General features: G+C 72.6%; 11 protein-coding genes. 5 read left to right on the top strand and 6 right to left on the bottom strand.

The window, feature by feature from the left end:
- Positions 1 to 71 precede the first annotated feature (71 nt).
- Positions 72 to 2,672 (top strand): PEP/pyruvate-binding domain-containing protein, encoded by a 2,601-nt coding sequence (locus tag ACZ6SA_RS10145; RefSeq protein WP_347646777.1) that lies wholly within the window; start codon positions 72 to 74, stop codon positions 2,670 to 2,672.
- 61 nt (positions 2,673 to 2,733) lie between these two features.
- Here the strand turns inward: ACZ6SA_RS10145 and ACZ6SA_RS10150 are convergent, their stop codons facing one another.
- From ACZ6SA_RS10150 to ACZ6SA_RS10170, 5 genes are all read right to left on the bottom strand, one after another.
- The gene (locus ACZ6SA_RS10150; RefSeq protein WP_347646776.1) at positions 2,734 to 3,636 is read right to left on the bottom strand and encodes a sugar phosphate isomerase/epimerase family protein; all 903 of its coding nucleotides are present in this window, start codon (positions 3,634 to 3,636) and stop codon (positions 2,734 to 2,736) included.
- Positions 3,633 to 4,799 carry a dihydrodipicolinate synthase family protein gene (locus ACZ6SA_RS10155; protein WP_347646775.1) on the bottom strand — a complete coding sequence of 389 codons (1,167 nt, stop codon included), beginning with the start codon at positions 4,797 to 4,799 and terminating at the stop codon, positions 3,633 to 3,635. Before ACZ6SA_RS10155 ends, ACZ6SA_RS10150 begins: the two co-directional genes overlap by 4 nt.
- Complete coding sequence (locus tag ACZ6SA_RS10160; protein WP_347646774.1) at positions 4,796 to 5,941, bottom strand: Gfo/Idh/MocA family protein; 1,146 nt, start codon at positions 5,939 to 5,941, stop codon at positions 4,796 to 4,798. The genes ACZ6SA_RS10155 and ACZ6SA_RS10160 overlap by 4 nt, the downstream gene beginning before the upstream one ends.
- Before the next feature lie 140 nt (positions 5,942 to 6,081).
- Positions 6,082 to 7,302 carry an HRDC domain-containing protein gene (locus ACZ6SA_RS10165; RefSeq protein WP_347646773.1) on the bottom strand — a complete coding sequence of 407 codons (1,221 nt, stop codon included), beginning with the start codon at positions 7,300 to 7,302 and terminating at the stop codon, positions 6,082 to 6,084.
- 111 nt (positions 7,303 to 7,413) lie between these two features.
- Positions 7,414 to 7,995, bottom strand: coding sequence for a DUF3000 domain-containing protein (locus tag ACZ6SA_RS10170; protein ID WP_347646772.1), 582 nt, complete (start codon positions 7,993 to 7,995; stop codon positions 7,414 to 7,416).
- Between the two features lie 740 nt (positions 7,996 to 8,735).
- Between ACZ6SA_RS10170 and hemE the strand changes: the two genes are divergently transcribed.
- Entirely contained in the window at positions 8,736 to 9,764 is a 1,029-nt protein-coding gene (hemE, locus tag ACZ6SA_RS10175; RefSeq protein ID WP_347646771.1) for a uroporphyrinogen decarboxylase, read from the top strand.
- A gap of 32 nt (positions 9,765 to 9,796) precedes the next feature.
- Here the strand turns inward: hemE and ACZ6SA_RS10180 are convergent, their stop codons facing one another.
- Complete coding sequence (locus ACZ6SA_RS10180; RefSeq protein ID WP_465827464.1) at positions 9,797 to 10,771, bottom strand: DUF4349 domain-containing protein; 975 nt, start codon at positions 10,769 to 10,771, stop codon at positions 9,797 to 9,799.
- 151 nt (positions 10,772 to 10,922) lie between these two features.
- Between ACZ6SA_RS10180 and hemG the strand changes: the two genes are divergently transcribed.
- From hemG to ACZ6SA_RS10195, 3 genes are all read left to right on the top strand, one after another.
- Positions 10,923 to 12,326, top strand: a complete 1,404-nt coding sequence (gene hemG / locus ACZ6SA_RS10185) for a protoporphyrinogen oxidase (RefSeq protein ID WP_465827466.1) — start codon at positions 10,923 to 10,925, stop codon at positions 12,324 to 12,326.
- Positions 12,323 to 13,033 carry a hydrogen peroxide-dependent heme synthase gene (gene hemQ, locus ACZ6SA_RS10190; protein WP_443151192.1) on the top strand — a complete coding sequence of 237 codons (711 nt, stop codon included), beginning with the start codon at positions 12,323 to 12,325 and terminating at the stop codon, positions 13,031 to 13,033. The genes hemG and hemQ overlap by 4 nt, the downstream gene beginning before the upstream one ends.
- A 174-nt stretch (positions 13,034 to 13,207) precedes the next feature.
- Positions 13,208 to 14,155: a hypothetical protein gene (locus tag ACZ6SA_RS10195; RefSeq protein WP_465827468.1), complete on the top strand. Its 948-nt coding sequence runs from the start codon at positions 13,208 to 13,210 to the stop codon at positions 14,153 to 14,155.
- Positions 14,156 to 14,319: the final 164 nt, after the last annotated feature.

Genomic DNA, 14,319 nt, shown 5'->3' on the forward strand with positions numbered 1-14,319 from the left:
ATCAAGTGTTGAATTTCTGCCGGGAAAGCGTGACACTCGTGTCAGGATGCTGAAGGGCAGGGATGAAGCTGATGAACACGGCACTCGACTTCTCCGAGATCGACGCGGGAATGCTCGCCGTGGTGGGCGGAAAGGCCGCCAACCTCGGCGAGCTGACCCGGGCGGGGCTGCCCGTACCACCCGGCTGGGTGCTGACCACGCAGGCCTACCGCCAGGTCGCCGAGGGCCTGGAGACCAGCGGCGACGGGCTCGCCGAGCGCGCCAGGAGCCACCTGCTGCGGGCCCCGGTGCCCGGCGCCGTGCGCGAGACGATCGTGAAGGCGTACGCCGCGCTCGGCGACGACGTGCCGGTGGCCGTGCGCTCCTCCGCCACGGCCGAGGACCTGCCGTTCGCCAGCTTCGCCGGGCAGCAGGACACCTTCCTCAACGTGGTGGGCGCGGACGCGGTGGTCGACGCCGTACGCCGCTGCTGGGCCTCGCTCTGGACCGACCGCGCCGTCGCCTACCGCGAGTCGAACGGCATCGACCACGCCGCCGTGCGGCTCGCCGTGGTCGTCCAGACCATGGTGGACGCGCGCGTTTCCGGCGTCATGTTCACCGCCAACCCGGTGACGGGCCGGCGGCGCGAGGCCGTCATCGACGCGGCCCCCGGGCTCGGCGAGGCCGTCGTCTCCGGCGCCGTGAACCCCGACCGCTTCGTCGTCCACGGGGGCGAGATCCTCGACCGCCGCGCGGGCGACAAGCGGCTGGCCGTCCGCGCGCTGCCCGGGGGCGGCACCGAACGCGTCGAGACCACCGGCGACGCTCCGGACGGGGAACGCGGGAGAGAACTCTGCCTGACCGACGCCGAGGTGCTCGCCCTGGCCGAGCTGGGCACGCGCGTCGAGGACCACTACGGCGCCCCCCAGGACACCGAGTGGGCCATCGGCCACGACGGCGGGCTCTGGCTCACCCAGGCGCGCCCGATCACCACGCTCTACCCGCTGCCGGACAACCCCGGACCGGGGCTGCGGGCGTACTTCTCCTTCAACGTCGCCCAGGGCGTCATGGGGCCGATCACGCCCATGGGACGGTCGGCGCTCAAGCTGGTCGCCTCGGGAGCGGCCGGGCTGTTCGGCTACGGCTCCGCCGACCCCCTCGACGGCCCTCCGCTGATGACCGAGTCGGGGCAGCGGTTGTGGATGGACGTCACCACCGCCGTACGCAGCAGGGCCGGCCGCGCCATCATGCCGCGCGTGCTGCAACTCGGCGAGGCGCGCACAGGACCGGTCATCGAGCAGCTGGTGACGGATCCCCGGCTGTCGCTGGCGTACACCTCCCGCCGCCCGGTGATCCGCGGCCTGCGCCGCTTCGCCCGCCGCGTCCACGCCCCCTCGCGGGTGCTGCTCGCGCTGACCAGGCCGGGCGGGGCCCTGGCGTACGCCGCCCGCGTGGGCGAGGCGATCGACCGGCGCCTGCCGCCGCCGTCGGAGGCCACCCCGGAGCAGCGCCTCGACCACGCCCAGCGCGTGCTCTCCCGCGCGTTCCCCCTCATCGTCTCGATCATGCCGATCGCGATCACGGGCTACGGCCTGTTCGCGTTGTCGTCCAGGCTCTCCGGCGTGCCGATCGGCGACATGCAGGACGTCCTGCGCAGCGTGGCGCACAACCCGACCACGGAGATGGACCTGGAACTGTGGGACCTGTCCACCCGCGTCGAGCCCGAGCCGTTCGTGACGGAGCCGGTGGAGGAACTGGTCCGCCGCTACCGAGCGGGGACGCTCCCGCCCATCGCCCAGCGAGAGATCACCAGATTCCTGGACACGTACGGCCATCGCGGCGTCGCCGAGATCGACCTCGGCGTCCCCCGCTGGTCGGAGGAGCCCGCGCACATCCTCGGCGTGATCGCCAACTACCTGCGCATGGACGGCGACACCGCCCTCGCGCCCGGCGCCCTGTTCGCCAAGGGCGCGCGGGAGGCGCAGGCGGAGATCGCCCGGGTGGCCGCCGAGGCCGGACGCGAGGGCCGGTGGCGGGCCGCCGTGGTGCGGTTCGCGCTCGGGCGCACGCGCATGTACGCGGGGCTGCGCGAGCTGCCCAAGTTCTACGTGGTCAAGATCCTCGCCGGGGTGCGGCAAAGCCTGCTGCAGGTGGGGGAGCACCTGGTCGGCCTCGGGGTGCTGGACGCGGCGCGGGACGTGTTCTTCCTCGACCTGAGAGAGGCCAGGACCGCTCTGGGCGGCGGCGACCTGCGCGGGCTCGTGGCGGAGCGGCGGGAGGCGTACGAACGGGAGTCGCGCCGCAGGCACGTGCCCAGGGTGCTGCTCTCCGACGGCACCGAGCCCGAGGCGCTCGCCACCCCCGCCGCGTCCAGCGGCGCGCTGACCGGCACGGCCGCGTCGGCGGGCACCGTCACGGGCGTGGCGAGGGTGGTGATGGACCCGATCGGCGCGCACCTGGAGCCGGGCGAGATCCTGGTCTGCCCCTCGACGGACCCCGGCTGGACGCCGCTGTTCCTGACGGCGAGCGGGCTCGTCATGGAGATGGGCGGCTCGATGTCGCACGGCGCGGTGGTGGCCAGGGAATACGGCATCCCGGCCGTCGTCGGCGTCGCCGACGCCACCCACCGCGTCACCACCGGTCAGAAGATCACCGTGAACGGCGCCGCGGGCACCGTGACGCTCTCGTCCTGACGCCTCCGTACGAGCGGGAGCCGTGCCGTCCCCCGCGAGGAGCGGCACGCCCCCCCACGGCTCAGCCGGTGGCCTGCACCACGTCCTCGTAGCGCGCCTTCATCGTGGCCACCACCTCGTCGGGGTCCGCGGCCCAGATGTCGGCGTTGAAGATCTCCACCTCGACGTCGCCGGTGTATCCGGCGGCCAGGACGGCCCGCGTGATCGGCGGGAAGTCGATCACGCCGTCGCCCATCATGCCCCGGCCGAGCAGCACGTCCGCGGGCAGCGGGTGCAGGTAGTCGCACACCTGGTACGACACGATCCTGCGGCCCGCGCGGGCGATGTCGTCGAACAACCTCGGGTCCCACCAGACGTGGAAGGTGTCCACCACCACGCCGACCTGCTCCTCCGGGTAGGCCAGGCTCAGGTCGAGCGCCTGACCGAGAGTGGACAGGACGGCCCGGTCGGGACAGTAGACGGGATGGAGGGGCTCGAGAGCCAGCTTGACCCCCCGCTCCCCGGCGTAGGGGGCCAGCTCCGCCAGCGCCTCGGCCACCCGCTCCCGCGCCCCGGCCAGATCCCGCGAGAACCCCCCCGCCGCCACACCGCGCGCGCCCGCGCGGCCGGGTGGCAACGGCTCGCCCGGTGTCACCCCCGGCAGGCCGCCCACCACCATCACCAGGCAGGCCGCCCCCAGTTCCGCCGCCTCGTCGATGGCCCGCCGGTTGTCGTCGAGCGCGCGGGCGAAGGCACGGCGGCCCTCGTCGCCCGGCAGCCCGCCGGCCGTCATGAAGCCGCCCCGGCACAACGACGACACGCGCAGCCCGGCCGCCCGTACCAGCTTCACGCTCTCCGCGAGGCCCTGCTCGGCGACGTTCTCCCGCCACAGCCCGACAGCCTCCAGGCCGTGCCGTACGCATCCGTCCACGGCTTCGGCCACGGTCCAGCGCTGCGTCGTCCGCTGGTTGAGTGAGAGGCTCACAGCCCGTTCACCGCCAGCAGCGCCTTCATGCGGCGCACGGCGAGCTCCTGGTCGGCCAGCAGCCCGGCCTGGTCGGCCAGGCGGAACACCTCCGACAGGTGGAGCAGCGAGCGGGCCGACTGGGCGCCGTTCACCATGGCGAACGCGTCCTGGTGACCGTTCAGCCAGGCCAGGAAGACGATGCCGGTCTTGTAGTGGTACGTCGGCGTCTCGAAGATCTTCCTGGACAGGGGGACGGTCGGGGCCAGGATCTCGTCGTACGACGCCAGCAGCCGGTCGCGGCCCGCGTCGTCGCCGGCGGCCTCGGCCGCGTCGAGCACCCGCAGCGCGGCGGCCGCCGCCGGGGCGATGGCGTCGAAGATGCCGAGCAGCGCGTGCGAGCCCGACCTGATCAGCGACGGGTAGTTGAAGTCGTCGCCGGTGTAGAGCTTGACCCCGTCGGGGAGCGCGGCGCGCAGCCCCACCTCGTGCTCCTCGTCCAGCAGCGACACCTTCACCCCGTCCACCATGGGCGCGTGGGCGTGGACGAGCTCCAGGAACGACTCGGTCGCCGCCGCCACGTCAGGGGCGCCCCAGTAGCCGGCCAGGTGCGGGTCGAACATCTCGCCCAGCCAGTGCAGGATCACCGGCCGGTCCACCAGGCCGAACAGCTTGCCGTACACCTGGTGGTAGTCCTTGGGGCCGGTCGCGGCTCTCGCGAGCTGGCGGGAGGCCATGATGATGACGCCGGCGCCGGCGGACTGCACGGTCTCGATCTGCTCGGCGTACGCGGCCGTGATCGTGTTCAGGTCGGCGGCCCGGGGCGCGTGGTCGGTGCCCGCGCCGCAGGACACCAGCGTCGCGGGGTCGCCGACCATACGCGCCTCGGCCGCGCTGCGCCGGATGAGCTCCTTGGTCGCGGCCCAGTCCAGGCCCATGTTGCGCTGGGCGGTGTCCATGGCGTCCGCGACGCGCAGGCCGTACGACCACAGGTGGCGGCGGAAACGCAGGGTGGCGTCCCAGTCGACGGCCGCGGGGGAGCCGGGCGTGTTGTCGCGCAGCGGGTCGGCCACCACGTGTGCGGCGGCGTACACGACGCGGCTGGTGGCCGGGGCGTCCGGCACCGGCCAGGCCGTCCGCTCGTTCAGCGTGTACGCCCCGGTGCCGGGCAGGTCGATCCTCACGGCTGCGGCACCTCGATCCTGCGGCCCTCGGCGTTGGAACGCAGCCCCAGCTCGGCGAGCTGCACGCCGCGGGCGCCCGAGGCGAAGTCGTTGGGGAAGGGCGCGTCCTCCACCACGTGACGGACGAACGCCTCCCACTGGACCTTGAACCCGTTGTCGAACTCGGCGTTGTCCGGCACCTCCTGCCAGCCGTCGCGGAAGCGCGCCGTGGCCGGCAGGTCGGGGTTCCAGACGGGCTTGGGGGTGGCGGAGCGGTGCTGCACGCGGCAGTTGCGCAGGCCCGCCACGGCGCTGCCGTGCGTGCCGTCCACCTGGAACTCCACTAGTTCGTCCCGGTTCACCCGGACTGCCCACGAGGAGTTGATCTGCGCGATGACGCCGCCTTCAAGCTCGAAGATCCCGTACGCGGCGTCGTCCGCGGTGGCCTGGTACGTGGCGCCCTGCTCGTCCACGCGGGCGGGGATGTGCGTCACCGCCCTGGCGTAGACCGACTGGACCCTGCCGAACAGGTTCTCCATGACGTAGTGCCAGTGCGGGAACATGTCGAGCACGATGCCGCCGCCGTCCTCGGCCCGGTAGTTCCACGACGGCCGCTGCGCCTCCTGCCAGTCTCCCTCGAACACCCAGTAGCCGAACTCGCCGCGCACCGACAGGATCCGGCCGAAGAAGCCGCCGTCGATCAGCCGCTTCAGCTTGAGCAGGCCGGGGAGGAACAGCTTGTCCTGCACGACGCCGTTCTTGACGCCCTTGGCCGCGGCGGCCTCGGCCAGCGCGACCGCCTCCTGCGTGGACTCGGCCGTCGGCTTCTCCGCGTAGATGTGCTTGCCCGCCTCGATGGCCTTGAGCACGGATTTGACGCGGGCGCTGGTGACCTGGGCGTCGAAGTAAATGAGGTTGCCGTCGTCGGCGAGGGCCGCGTCCAGTTCTGTAGTGAAATCCGAAATGTTGTGCTTAGTAGCAATATCTGCAAGTTTGTCGGCATTACGTCCGACCAGGATGGGCTTGAGCTTGACCTTTCCGCCGTCCGAGAGCGCGACGCCGCCCTGCTCGTTGATGGCCAGAACGGAACGGACCAAATGCTGGCGATAGCCCATCCGTCCGGTGACGCCGTTCATCACGACGCCTATGGTGCGCACGCTCATGAAGATCCCTTCAGGACAAACGGATGGAAAGCGCTTTCCCGAACCGTACGGCCGTGCGGCCCAGGGCGTCAAGTGGCGCGGGCCGTCAGGAGGCCCGCACACCGGGTGGCGGCCCCGCGCGGAGGCCGCCGTGCTCGGCGCTAGCCGCGCGGCTCCAGCCTGGCCAGCGCCTTGGCGATGGGGTGGGCGGCGAGCGACAGCTGCCACTCGCGAGCCCCGAGCTCGCGCAACCGCGCGGTCACGCTCTCGTCGGTGATCTCGGCCGGCGGCTCCCAGGTCAGTCTGCGGACGGCGTCGGGTTGCAGCAGGTTCTCCGTCGGCATGTGGAACTCGTCGGCCAGCGCGGACACCACCGCCCGTGCCGCCGCCAGCCGCTTGGCGGCGGCCGGGTCACGGTCGGCCCACCGGTTGGGCGGTGGCGGCCCGTCGCCTGGTGTGCTCGGCTGGGGGAGCTGGCTGTCGGGCAGCGCGCGGGCCCTGGCCACCGCGGCGAGCCAGTCGCTCATGTGTCGTCGCGCGCTTCGCCCGGTGAATGCCGAAATTTCGGTCAATGCCTTCTTGGTACGGGGCCCTTCGAGCGCCGCGGTGACGATGGCGGTATCGGGCAGCACCCTGCCGGGCGCCAGGTCGGCCTCGCGCGCGATGCGATCGCGCATGGTCCACAACTCGCGCACGATGGCCAGCGCGCGTACGTTGCGCACCTTGTGGATGCCCGACGTGCGGCGCCACGGGTCGGACCGCGGCACCGGCGGCGGGGTGTTGAGCACGGCGGCGAACTCCTCGCGCGCCCACTCCAGCTTCCCGCTCTCCGCCAGCTGCTCGTGGAGCACGTCGCGGAGCTCGACCAGCACCTCCACGTCGAGCGCGGCGTAGCGCAGCCAGTCTTCCGGCAACGGCCTGGTGGACCAGTCGGCCGCCGAGTGGCCCTTCTCCAGCCGCAGCCCGAGCACGGTCTCGACCATCGTGCCGAGGCCCACCCGCTCGTAGCCGAGCAGCCGCCCGGCCAGCTCGGTGTCGAACATCTCCCGCGGCCTGAACCCCAGCTCCATGAGGCACGGCAGGTCCTGGGAGGCGGCGTGCAGCACGATCTCCGCGTCGGCCACGGCCTGGTCGAGGGCGGAAAGATCGGGGCAGCCGACCGGGTCGATCAGCGCGGAGCCGGCGCCGGCCCTGCGCAGCTGCACCAGGTAGGCGCGGTTGCCGTAGCGGTAGCCGGAGGCCCGCTCGGCGTCGACGGCGACGGGGCCGCCTCCCGCGGCGAACCGCGCCACGACCGTGGCCAGCCCGGCCGCGTCCGCGATGACCGGCGGGATGCCCTCGCGGGGTTCGAGCAGCGGCTCGACTGTGCGTTCTTCTGTCATTCGACCTTTTCCGTGGCTACTCCGACCCACAGCCGGAGAGGAAACGCATTCCAGCGTAGCGAGACAGGGAAACGTTCCGCGTACCCGGGCGGATCGGCGTCGGAGTACGCATCACGTCTGGTCGTCATGTCGGCGCGGCAGCGCGGCCACGTCGGGCGGGAGCGGCGGCATCCCCGCAGCCAGGCACATCAGGTCACACCAGGCGGCGACATGGCCGGAGAGATCCTCCTGGGCGGGAGACCAGGACGCCCGCAGCTCGAGCTCGGTCGTGACCGGGTCGTCGGCCTTGTTGCCGAACCCCTCGGACACGGCTCTCGTCACCGTGCCGCCGGCGGCGGAATAGCCGGCCTGGTGCGCGTCGAGGGCCTCGGTCAGCCAGCTCCAGGCCACTGGCCCGAGCAGCGGGTCGGAGGTGATCTCGGGCTCCATGTCGGCCCTGACGTAGGCGACCAGGCGGAACGGGCCCTCCCAGCCGCGCTGGCCGTCGGGGTCGTAGAGGAGGATCAGCCGGCCGACCGCGAGCTCGTCGTCGTCGCGGTAGACGGAGGCGCCGATGGCGGCGGAATAGGGGGCCAGCCGCTGCGGCGCGGGCAGGTCCTCCAGCTCGATCTCCGGCCGGACCTCGGACAACCGCAGACTCTCCGCCGCACGGGTGAACTCGGCGGGAGGCGGTGGCTGGTCACCGAGTGTCATAGCCGAAGCGTAGGACGAAGACGGACGGAAGGGGACCACGGGGGTGCTCATCTTTGGTGATCAAGCCGCCGCCGTAACGAGCTGGCGAACGGGCCGGGTGGACTCGGCGGAGCCGAGAAGGATCGCGTGGCCGCACTCGGCGCAGGCCCACTCGGGGCACTCGCCCTGCTCGTGCCCGTCGGCACACGGAGGCTGCTCGAACGGGCGCACACCGGCACAGGACGGGCAACACTCACTGCGGCGCTCTGGGAAACTCCACAACGCGGGCATCGCACGAGTCATCGAAGCGGGGCCTTTCTTCGGGTTGTGGCTCCGACGTTGGCACGAGCCGATGACAATTCCCCGCAACGCGCTCGGCGTGTCCCGAAAGTGGTCGCTGAATCGATGCCGCGCGGTTGCTTGGCGAACATTTAACTCAGTCGAGACCGGCTCTCTGGGCGGGCATGGGGTGTGTTCGACCCGTGTGGGACGCCGACGCCGAGCAGACGGGTAAACCTTCATCCGGCCATCTGATCATGATTTGCTAGGTCCAATGGATGTTTTTCCCGACACGGCCGCTTCGTGTCGCCGCGGAATCCGCCGCCGGACACCGTTCCGCCTCCATCGCCCGGCACGGATCCGCTTCCGCCCCGGACGCCTGTCCGCCTCCGTCACATGACGCGGCCCCGCCTGCGGCCATGGCCCGCCGCAGGACCCCGTCCGCTGGCGGGACCGGTGCCCCGGCGTGGCACGCTTGTGGGGTGAACCTCGCCGACTCAGCGTTCCTGCGTGCCTGCCGCCGCCAGCCCGTCCCGCACACCCCGGTCTGGTACATGCGCCAGGCCGGGCGCTCGCTGCCGGAATACCTCAAGGTCCGCGAGGGCGTGCCCATGCTCACCGCGTGCGCGACGCCCGAGCTGATCGTCGAGATCACCATGCAGCCGGTCCGCCGTTACGGCGTGGACGCGGCCATCTTCTTCAGCGACATCGTCGTCCCCCTCAAGGCCATCGGCATCGACCTCGACATCAAGCCGGGCGTCGGCCCGGTCGTGGCCGACCCGATCCGCGACGCCAAGGGCCTCGACGCGCTGCGCCCGCTGGAGCCCGGCGACGTGCCGTACGTCACCGAGGCCATCCAGGCGCTCACCGGAGAGCTGGGCGGCACGCCGCTGATCGGCTTCGCGGGCGCGCCGTTCACCCTCGGCTCCTACCTGATCGAGGGCGGCCCGTCGAAGAACCACGACAGGACCAAGGCCATGATGTACGGCGCGCCCGAGCTGTGGCACGCCCTCATGGAGCGCCTGTCCGCCATCGTCCTGGAACACCTGCGCATCCAGGTCGCGGCCGGCGCCTCCGCCGTGCAGCTCTTCGACTCCTGGGTGGGGGCGGTGGCGCCGGACGACTACCGCGAGTTCGTCCTGCCCCACACCCGGCGCATCCTCGAAGGCGTCCAGGACGTGCCGCGCATCCACTTCGGTGTGGGCACGGGCGAGCTGCTGGGCGTGCTGGGCGAGGCGGGCGCCGACGTGGTCGGGGTCGACTGGAGGGTGCCGCTCGACGAGGCGGCCCGCCGGGTCGGCCCCGGCAAGGCGCTGCAGGGCAACCTCGACCCGGCCGTCCTGCTGGCGCCGTGGGACGTGACCGAACGCAGGGCCCGCGACGTGCTGCGGCGCGGCCGGGCGGCCGAGGGGCACGTCTTCAACCTCGGCCACGGCGTCCTGCCCTCGACCGACCCCGACCAGCTCAAGCGCCTGACCGACCTCGTCCACGAAGCCGGCGCCCCGGCCTGACTCCTGGCCCGCGCATCGCCCTGTGCCGGTGCTCAGACGGTTGTGGGGCCCGGGCCGCCCGGTTTCCGGCCCGGGGGAGCAGACGCGACCAGGGAACGGGCGGCGCGGTCACGGCGTACCAGATAGATCACCAGGGCGAGCAGCGGCAGCGAGACGACCACCCACGGCAGCACCGCACCGAGCATCGTGAGCGCCACCTTCACGAACGACACCAGCGCACCCCACCCGGCCTTCAGCCCGCCGAAGAAGCCCGCCGGCTCCTCGTCGGGGTCGCTCACCGTAGCCACCGGCCCCACCAGCCGGAGCGTCAACGTCGCCATCGCGACCTGCGCGGCCAGCTCCTTCTGCTGGGCCTGCAGCGACTCCAGGTCCGCCTCGCGATCGGAGATCTCCCGCTCGACCTGCAGCACCTGGCCGATCGTCTCGGCCTTCTTCAGCAGCGTACGCAGCGACTCCAGCGACTGCTCCGCCGACTTGAGCCGGCTCTCCACGTCAGCCACCTGGAGCGTGACGTCCTGGGTGGCCTGGTTCATGGACAGCTGCCTGCCCAGGTCCTTGCCGAGCCGGCCGGTCACCTCGGCGTACCTCGCCGGCGGGATCTTGAACTCCAGCGTGGCCGAGTCCTTGGTGGCGCCGGCCGAGTTGCTCTCCTCCCTGGACAGGTGGCCGCCGGCCGCGGTGACGATCTGCTTGGCCTGCTGCACGGCGGTGGAGACCCGCTCAGCGCGCACGGTCATGCTCCCGGTGTAGATGACCTGCCGCTCCTGCCGGGTCACCTTGACGCCGGAGACGACGCCGTCCCCGCCGCCCCCGTCCGCCTTCGCGCGGGGCTGTTCGGTGGACTGCGCCTCGGGCCTGGGCTGCCCGACGCCGTACTGCTCGGACCGCGCCTGCGTGGTGTCCATGGCCGGCTCGCCTGCCGACAGGCGGCCGCCGCCGGCGCAGCCTCCCAGGAGCGTGACGGCGCAGGCCGCCGATAACGCGATGCCGTACCGCATTCGTCTCATGCCCTTATGACGGCTCCCGGATCACCCCGGTTTGACGGCGCAAATCACGGTCCGGCATCGAGCTCATCGCCTCCACTGCGTGGAGGCGGGCTCGGTCAGGTGGGCGACCCGGGCGGGTGGGCGGCGTTGTGAGGCGGTAGCGTCGGGAGGCGTGGAAGGGAATCGGGCGCACGTGGTGGTGGTCGGCGGCGGGATCTCCGGCCTGGCCGCCGCGTGGCACCTCCGCCAGGGCGCGGGCGAGCGGGTGAAGGTGACGGTCCTCGAGGGTTCACCGCGCATCGGCGGCAAGCTGTACGCCTCGGAGGTCGCCGGGGTGAGCGTCGACGCGGGAGCGGAGGCCATGCTGGCCCGCCGGCCCGAGGGCGCCGAGCTGGCCAGGGCGGTCGGGCTCGGGGAGGAGCTGGTGTTCCCCGGCACGACGCGTTCGGCCGTCTACACCAGGGGCACGCTCCGTCACCTGCCGAAGGGCCAGGTCATGGGCGTGCCGTCCGACCTGACCGAGCTGGCGAGGTCCGGCATCGTCTCGCCCGGCGGGCTGCTGCGCGTGCCGCTCGACCAGTTCCTGCCGCCCACCCTGGTGCGCACCGACGTGTCGGTGGCCGCCTACATCCGCGCCAGGATGGGTTCGGAGGTCGTGGAGCGGCTGGTCGAGCCGCTGCTCGGCGGCGTCTACGCGGGCCGTTCCGACATGTTGTCGCTGGAGGCCACGATGCCGCGCGTGGCGGCCGTGGCACGCTCTGAGCGCTCGCTGCTGTCCGCGGCCCGGCAGCTCGTCGAGGACGCGCCGAAGGACGCGGGGCCCGTCTTCACCTCGCTCAAGAACGGTGTCGGCGGCCTGCCCGAGGCGGTCGCCAAGGCGTCCGGCGCCGACGTCAGGACCGGAGTGACCGCCCGCGAGCTGCACAGGACAGAGCACGGCTGGCGGCTCGTGACGGGCCCCGTGCCGAGGCCCGAGACCATCGAGGCGGACGCGGTGATCGTGGCCGTGCCCGGGCCCGCCGCGAGCCGGCTGCTCAAGGACGAGGCGCCCAAGGCGGCGACCGAGCTGGCCAGGATCGACTACGCCAGCATGGCCGTCGTCACGCTCGCCTACCCGGTCGACGCCTTTCCCGAGCCGCCCGCCGTCAGCGGCTATCTGGTGCCGCCCGCGGAGGGCCGGCCGGTCAAGGCGGTCACGTTCAGCTCGGTGAAGTGGCCTCACCTGGCCAGAGACCTGGTGATCCTGCGCTGCTCGATCGGCAGGATCGGCGAGGAGCACCTGCTTCACCGCGAGGACGCCGAGCTGGTGTCGCTGGCCATGGCCGAGATGGGCGAGGTGATGGGCGTGCGCGGGCTGCCCGTGGACAGCCGGGTGACGCGCTGGGGCGGGGCGCTGCCGCAGTACAACGTGGGCCACCTCGACCGGGTGGCCAAGGTGCGTTCCGCGGTGGCCGGGCAGCCGGGGCTGGCCGTGTGCGGCGCGGCCTACGACGGCATCGGCATCCCGGCATGCATCGGCGCCGCGCGTACGGCGGCCGCCCAGATTCTGGACCACCTGTCGCTACGAGGAGAATGAACACCATGACAGAGGGCGCCGCGCGGCTCAAGGCCCGCGATCTCAACCAGGTGATCCGTTACACGATGTGGTCGGTCTTCCAGGCGGCCGAACCGTGCCCGAGCGACCGCGACGGCCTCGCGCGGGAGGTCACCGAGCTGCTCGACCAGGCAGCCGGGAAGGACGTCGTGACCAGGGGGGTCTACGACGTGGCGGGGTTCAGGGCCGACGCCGACTACATGTTCTGGTGGCACGCGCCCACGCCCGAGGACCTCCAGGACGTCTACGCCCGGTTCCGCCGCACCACGCTGGGCCGGCACAGCAGGCCCGTCTGGTCGGCGATGGCGCTGCACCGGCCGGCCGAGTTCAACAAGTCGCACATCCCGGCCTTCCTCGCCGAGGAGGAGCCGCGCGCCTACGTGAGCGTCTACCCGTTCGTCCGCTCCTACGAGTGGTACCTCCTCGAAGACTCCGAGCGCCGGGCGATGCTGGCCGAGCACGGCAGGATGGCGCGCGACTACCCCGACGTGCGGGCCAACACGGTGGCGTGCTTCTCGCTCAACGACTACGAGTGGATGCTGGCGTTCGAGGCCGACGAGCTGCACAGGATCGTCGACCTGATGCGGACGCTGCGCGGCGCGCAGGCCCGCCGGCACACCCGGGTCGAGATCCCGTTCTACACCGGCGCCCGCAAGCCGGTGCAGGAACTCGTCGCCGCCCTCCCCTGACGCGCGCCGCCGTCCCGCTGCAAAAGATCAAGACCCGAGTCGGCGATCCAACTGTTTTGATCGGCCCGCCTTGTCACAATCAGGGAAATCCCTAGTTCGTCGGGCGTGCGCGGTCCCGTACAGGGCTGGCACGTTCCAACCGCGGGCCCGTACGGGTCCGGGCAGGGAGGCGGGGTGGACGAGCCGGGCGGGCCCGGCCGGCGCGCGACCGGTCGTCATGCGGCGGGTGGTCAGGCGGCGGGTGGTCAGGCGGCGGGTGGTCAGGCGGCGGGTGGTCAGGCGGCGGGTCGTCATGCGGCGGGTGGTCATGCGCTGGGGCGCGGGCGGCGGGTTCGCGGGCGGGCGGCGGCCCGCCGGCGAGGGCTGCGCGGACGGCGCGGCACCCGCAGGCGCGGGCTGCTGGTGGGTGCGATCGCGCTGGCCGGGGCGGCGGTGCTGCTCGGCGTCAACGGGACCGTCAGCGGCGTGCTGACCGCCGCCACCACCGCCGGGCGTCCCGCCGCGGCGGGAGCCGGGCCGGCCCTGCCCAGCGGCGGCGCGCGCGTGAACGGCTCGCCGGAGTCGCCCGGCAGGGCCGGCGCGGAGGAGAGGGCGGACGCCGGTGCGCGGGCCAGGGCGCGCGAGGTGCGCAGGCCCGCGCCGCCCAGAACCACCGGCGGCGGGCCGGCGCCGGAGGCGGGCGCGACCGGCGCGAGCTCTGGGGCCGAGCCCGGGCAGGTGTCGGGCGCCACCGACCCGGATGACCTGCCGGCGGGCGGTCCCGACCCCGGTGACGTCGCCGGTTACCGGGCCGACGGGCCGTCGCGGCACACGGACCGCGAGGCGGCGGAGTTCTTCCGTACGCGCTGGGGAGCCGGCGACAAGGCGCTGAAGCGGCTCAAGGACATCCGCACGGTCGGCGGATATCTGCGGATCTACACGGATCTGCCGGAGTCAGCCGGCAACTCCGCCACCGCACTGACGCTCTGCGAACGCGGCCTCGACTACCTGCGCGCCCGCGGGGTGGCCCGTCCCGTGGTGTTCGTGCAGGCGGAGTTCGGAGAGAACGGCAACCCGGTGCTGGCCAACATCCTGGGGCCGTCCGACACCAGCTGCCGGGTCACGCATCCGGCACCGGGCTGAGCCGGGCGCGGGCCGGCGCCCGGTCTAGCGCACGCGCACCCGCGTCTTGGCGCACCGCTCGCACCGCTGCGTCACCACGCGTCCTATGGTCTCGATCGTCACCCAGCGGTGGCGAAGATGGACACCACGCACACGATTCTCCTACCCGGTGCGGGCGATCAGCA

It is taken from the genome of Nonomuraea sp. NPDC049378 (assembly GCF_055586745.1).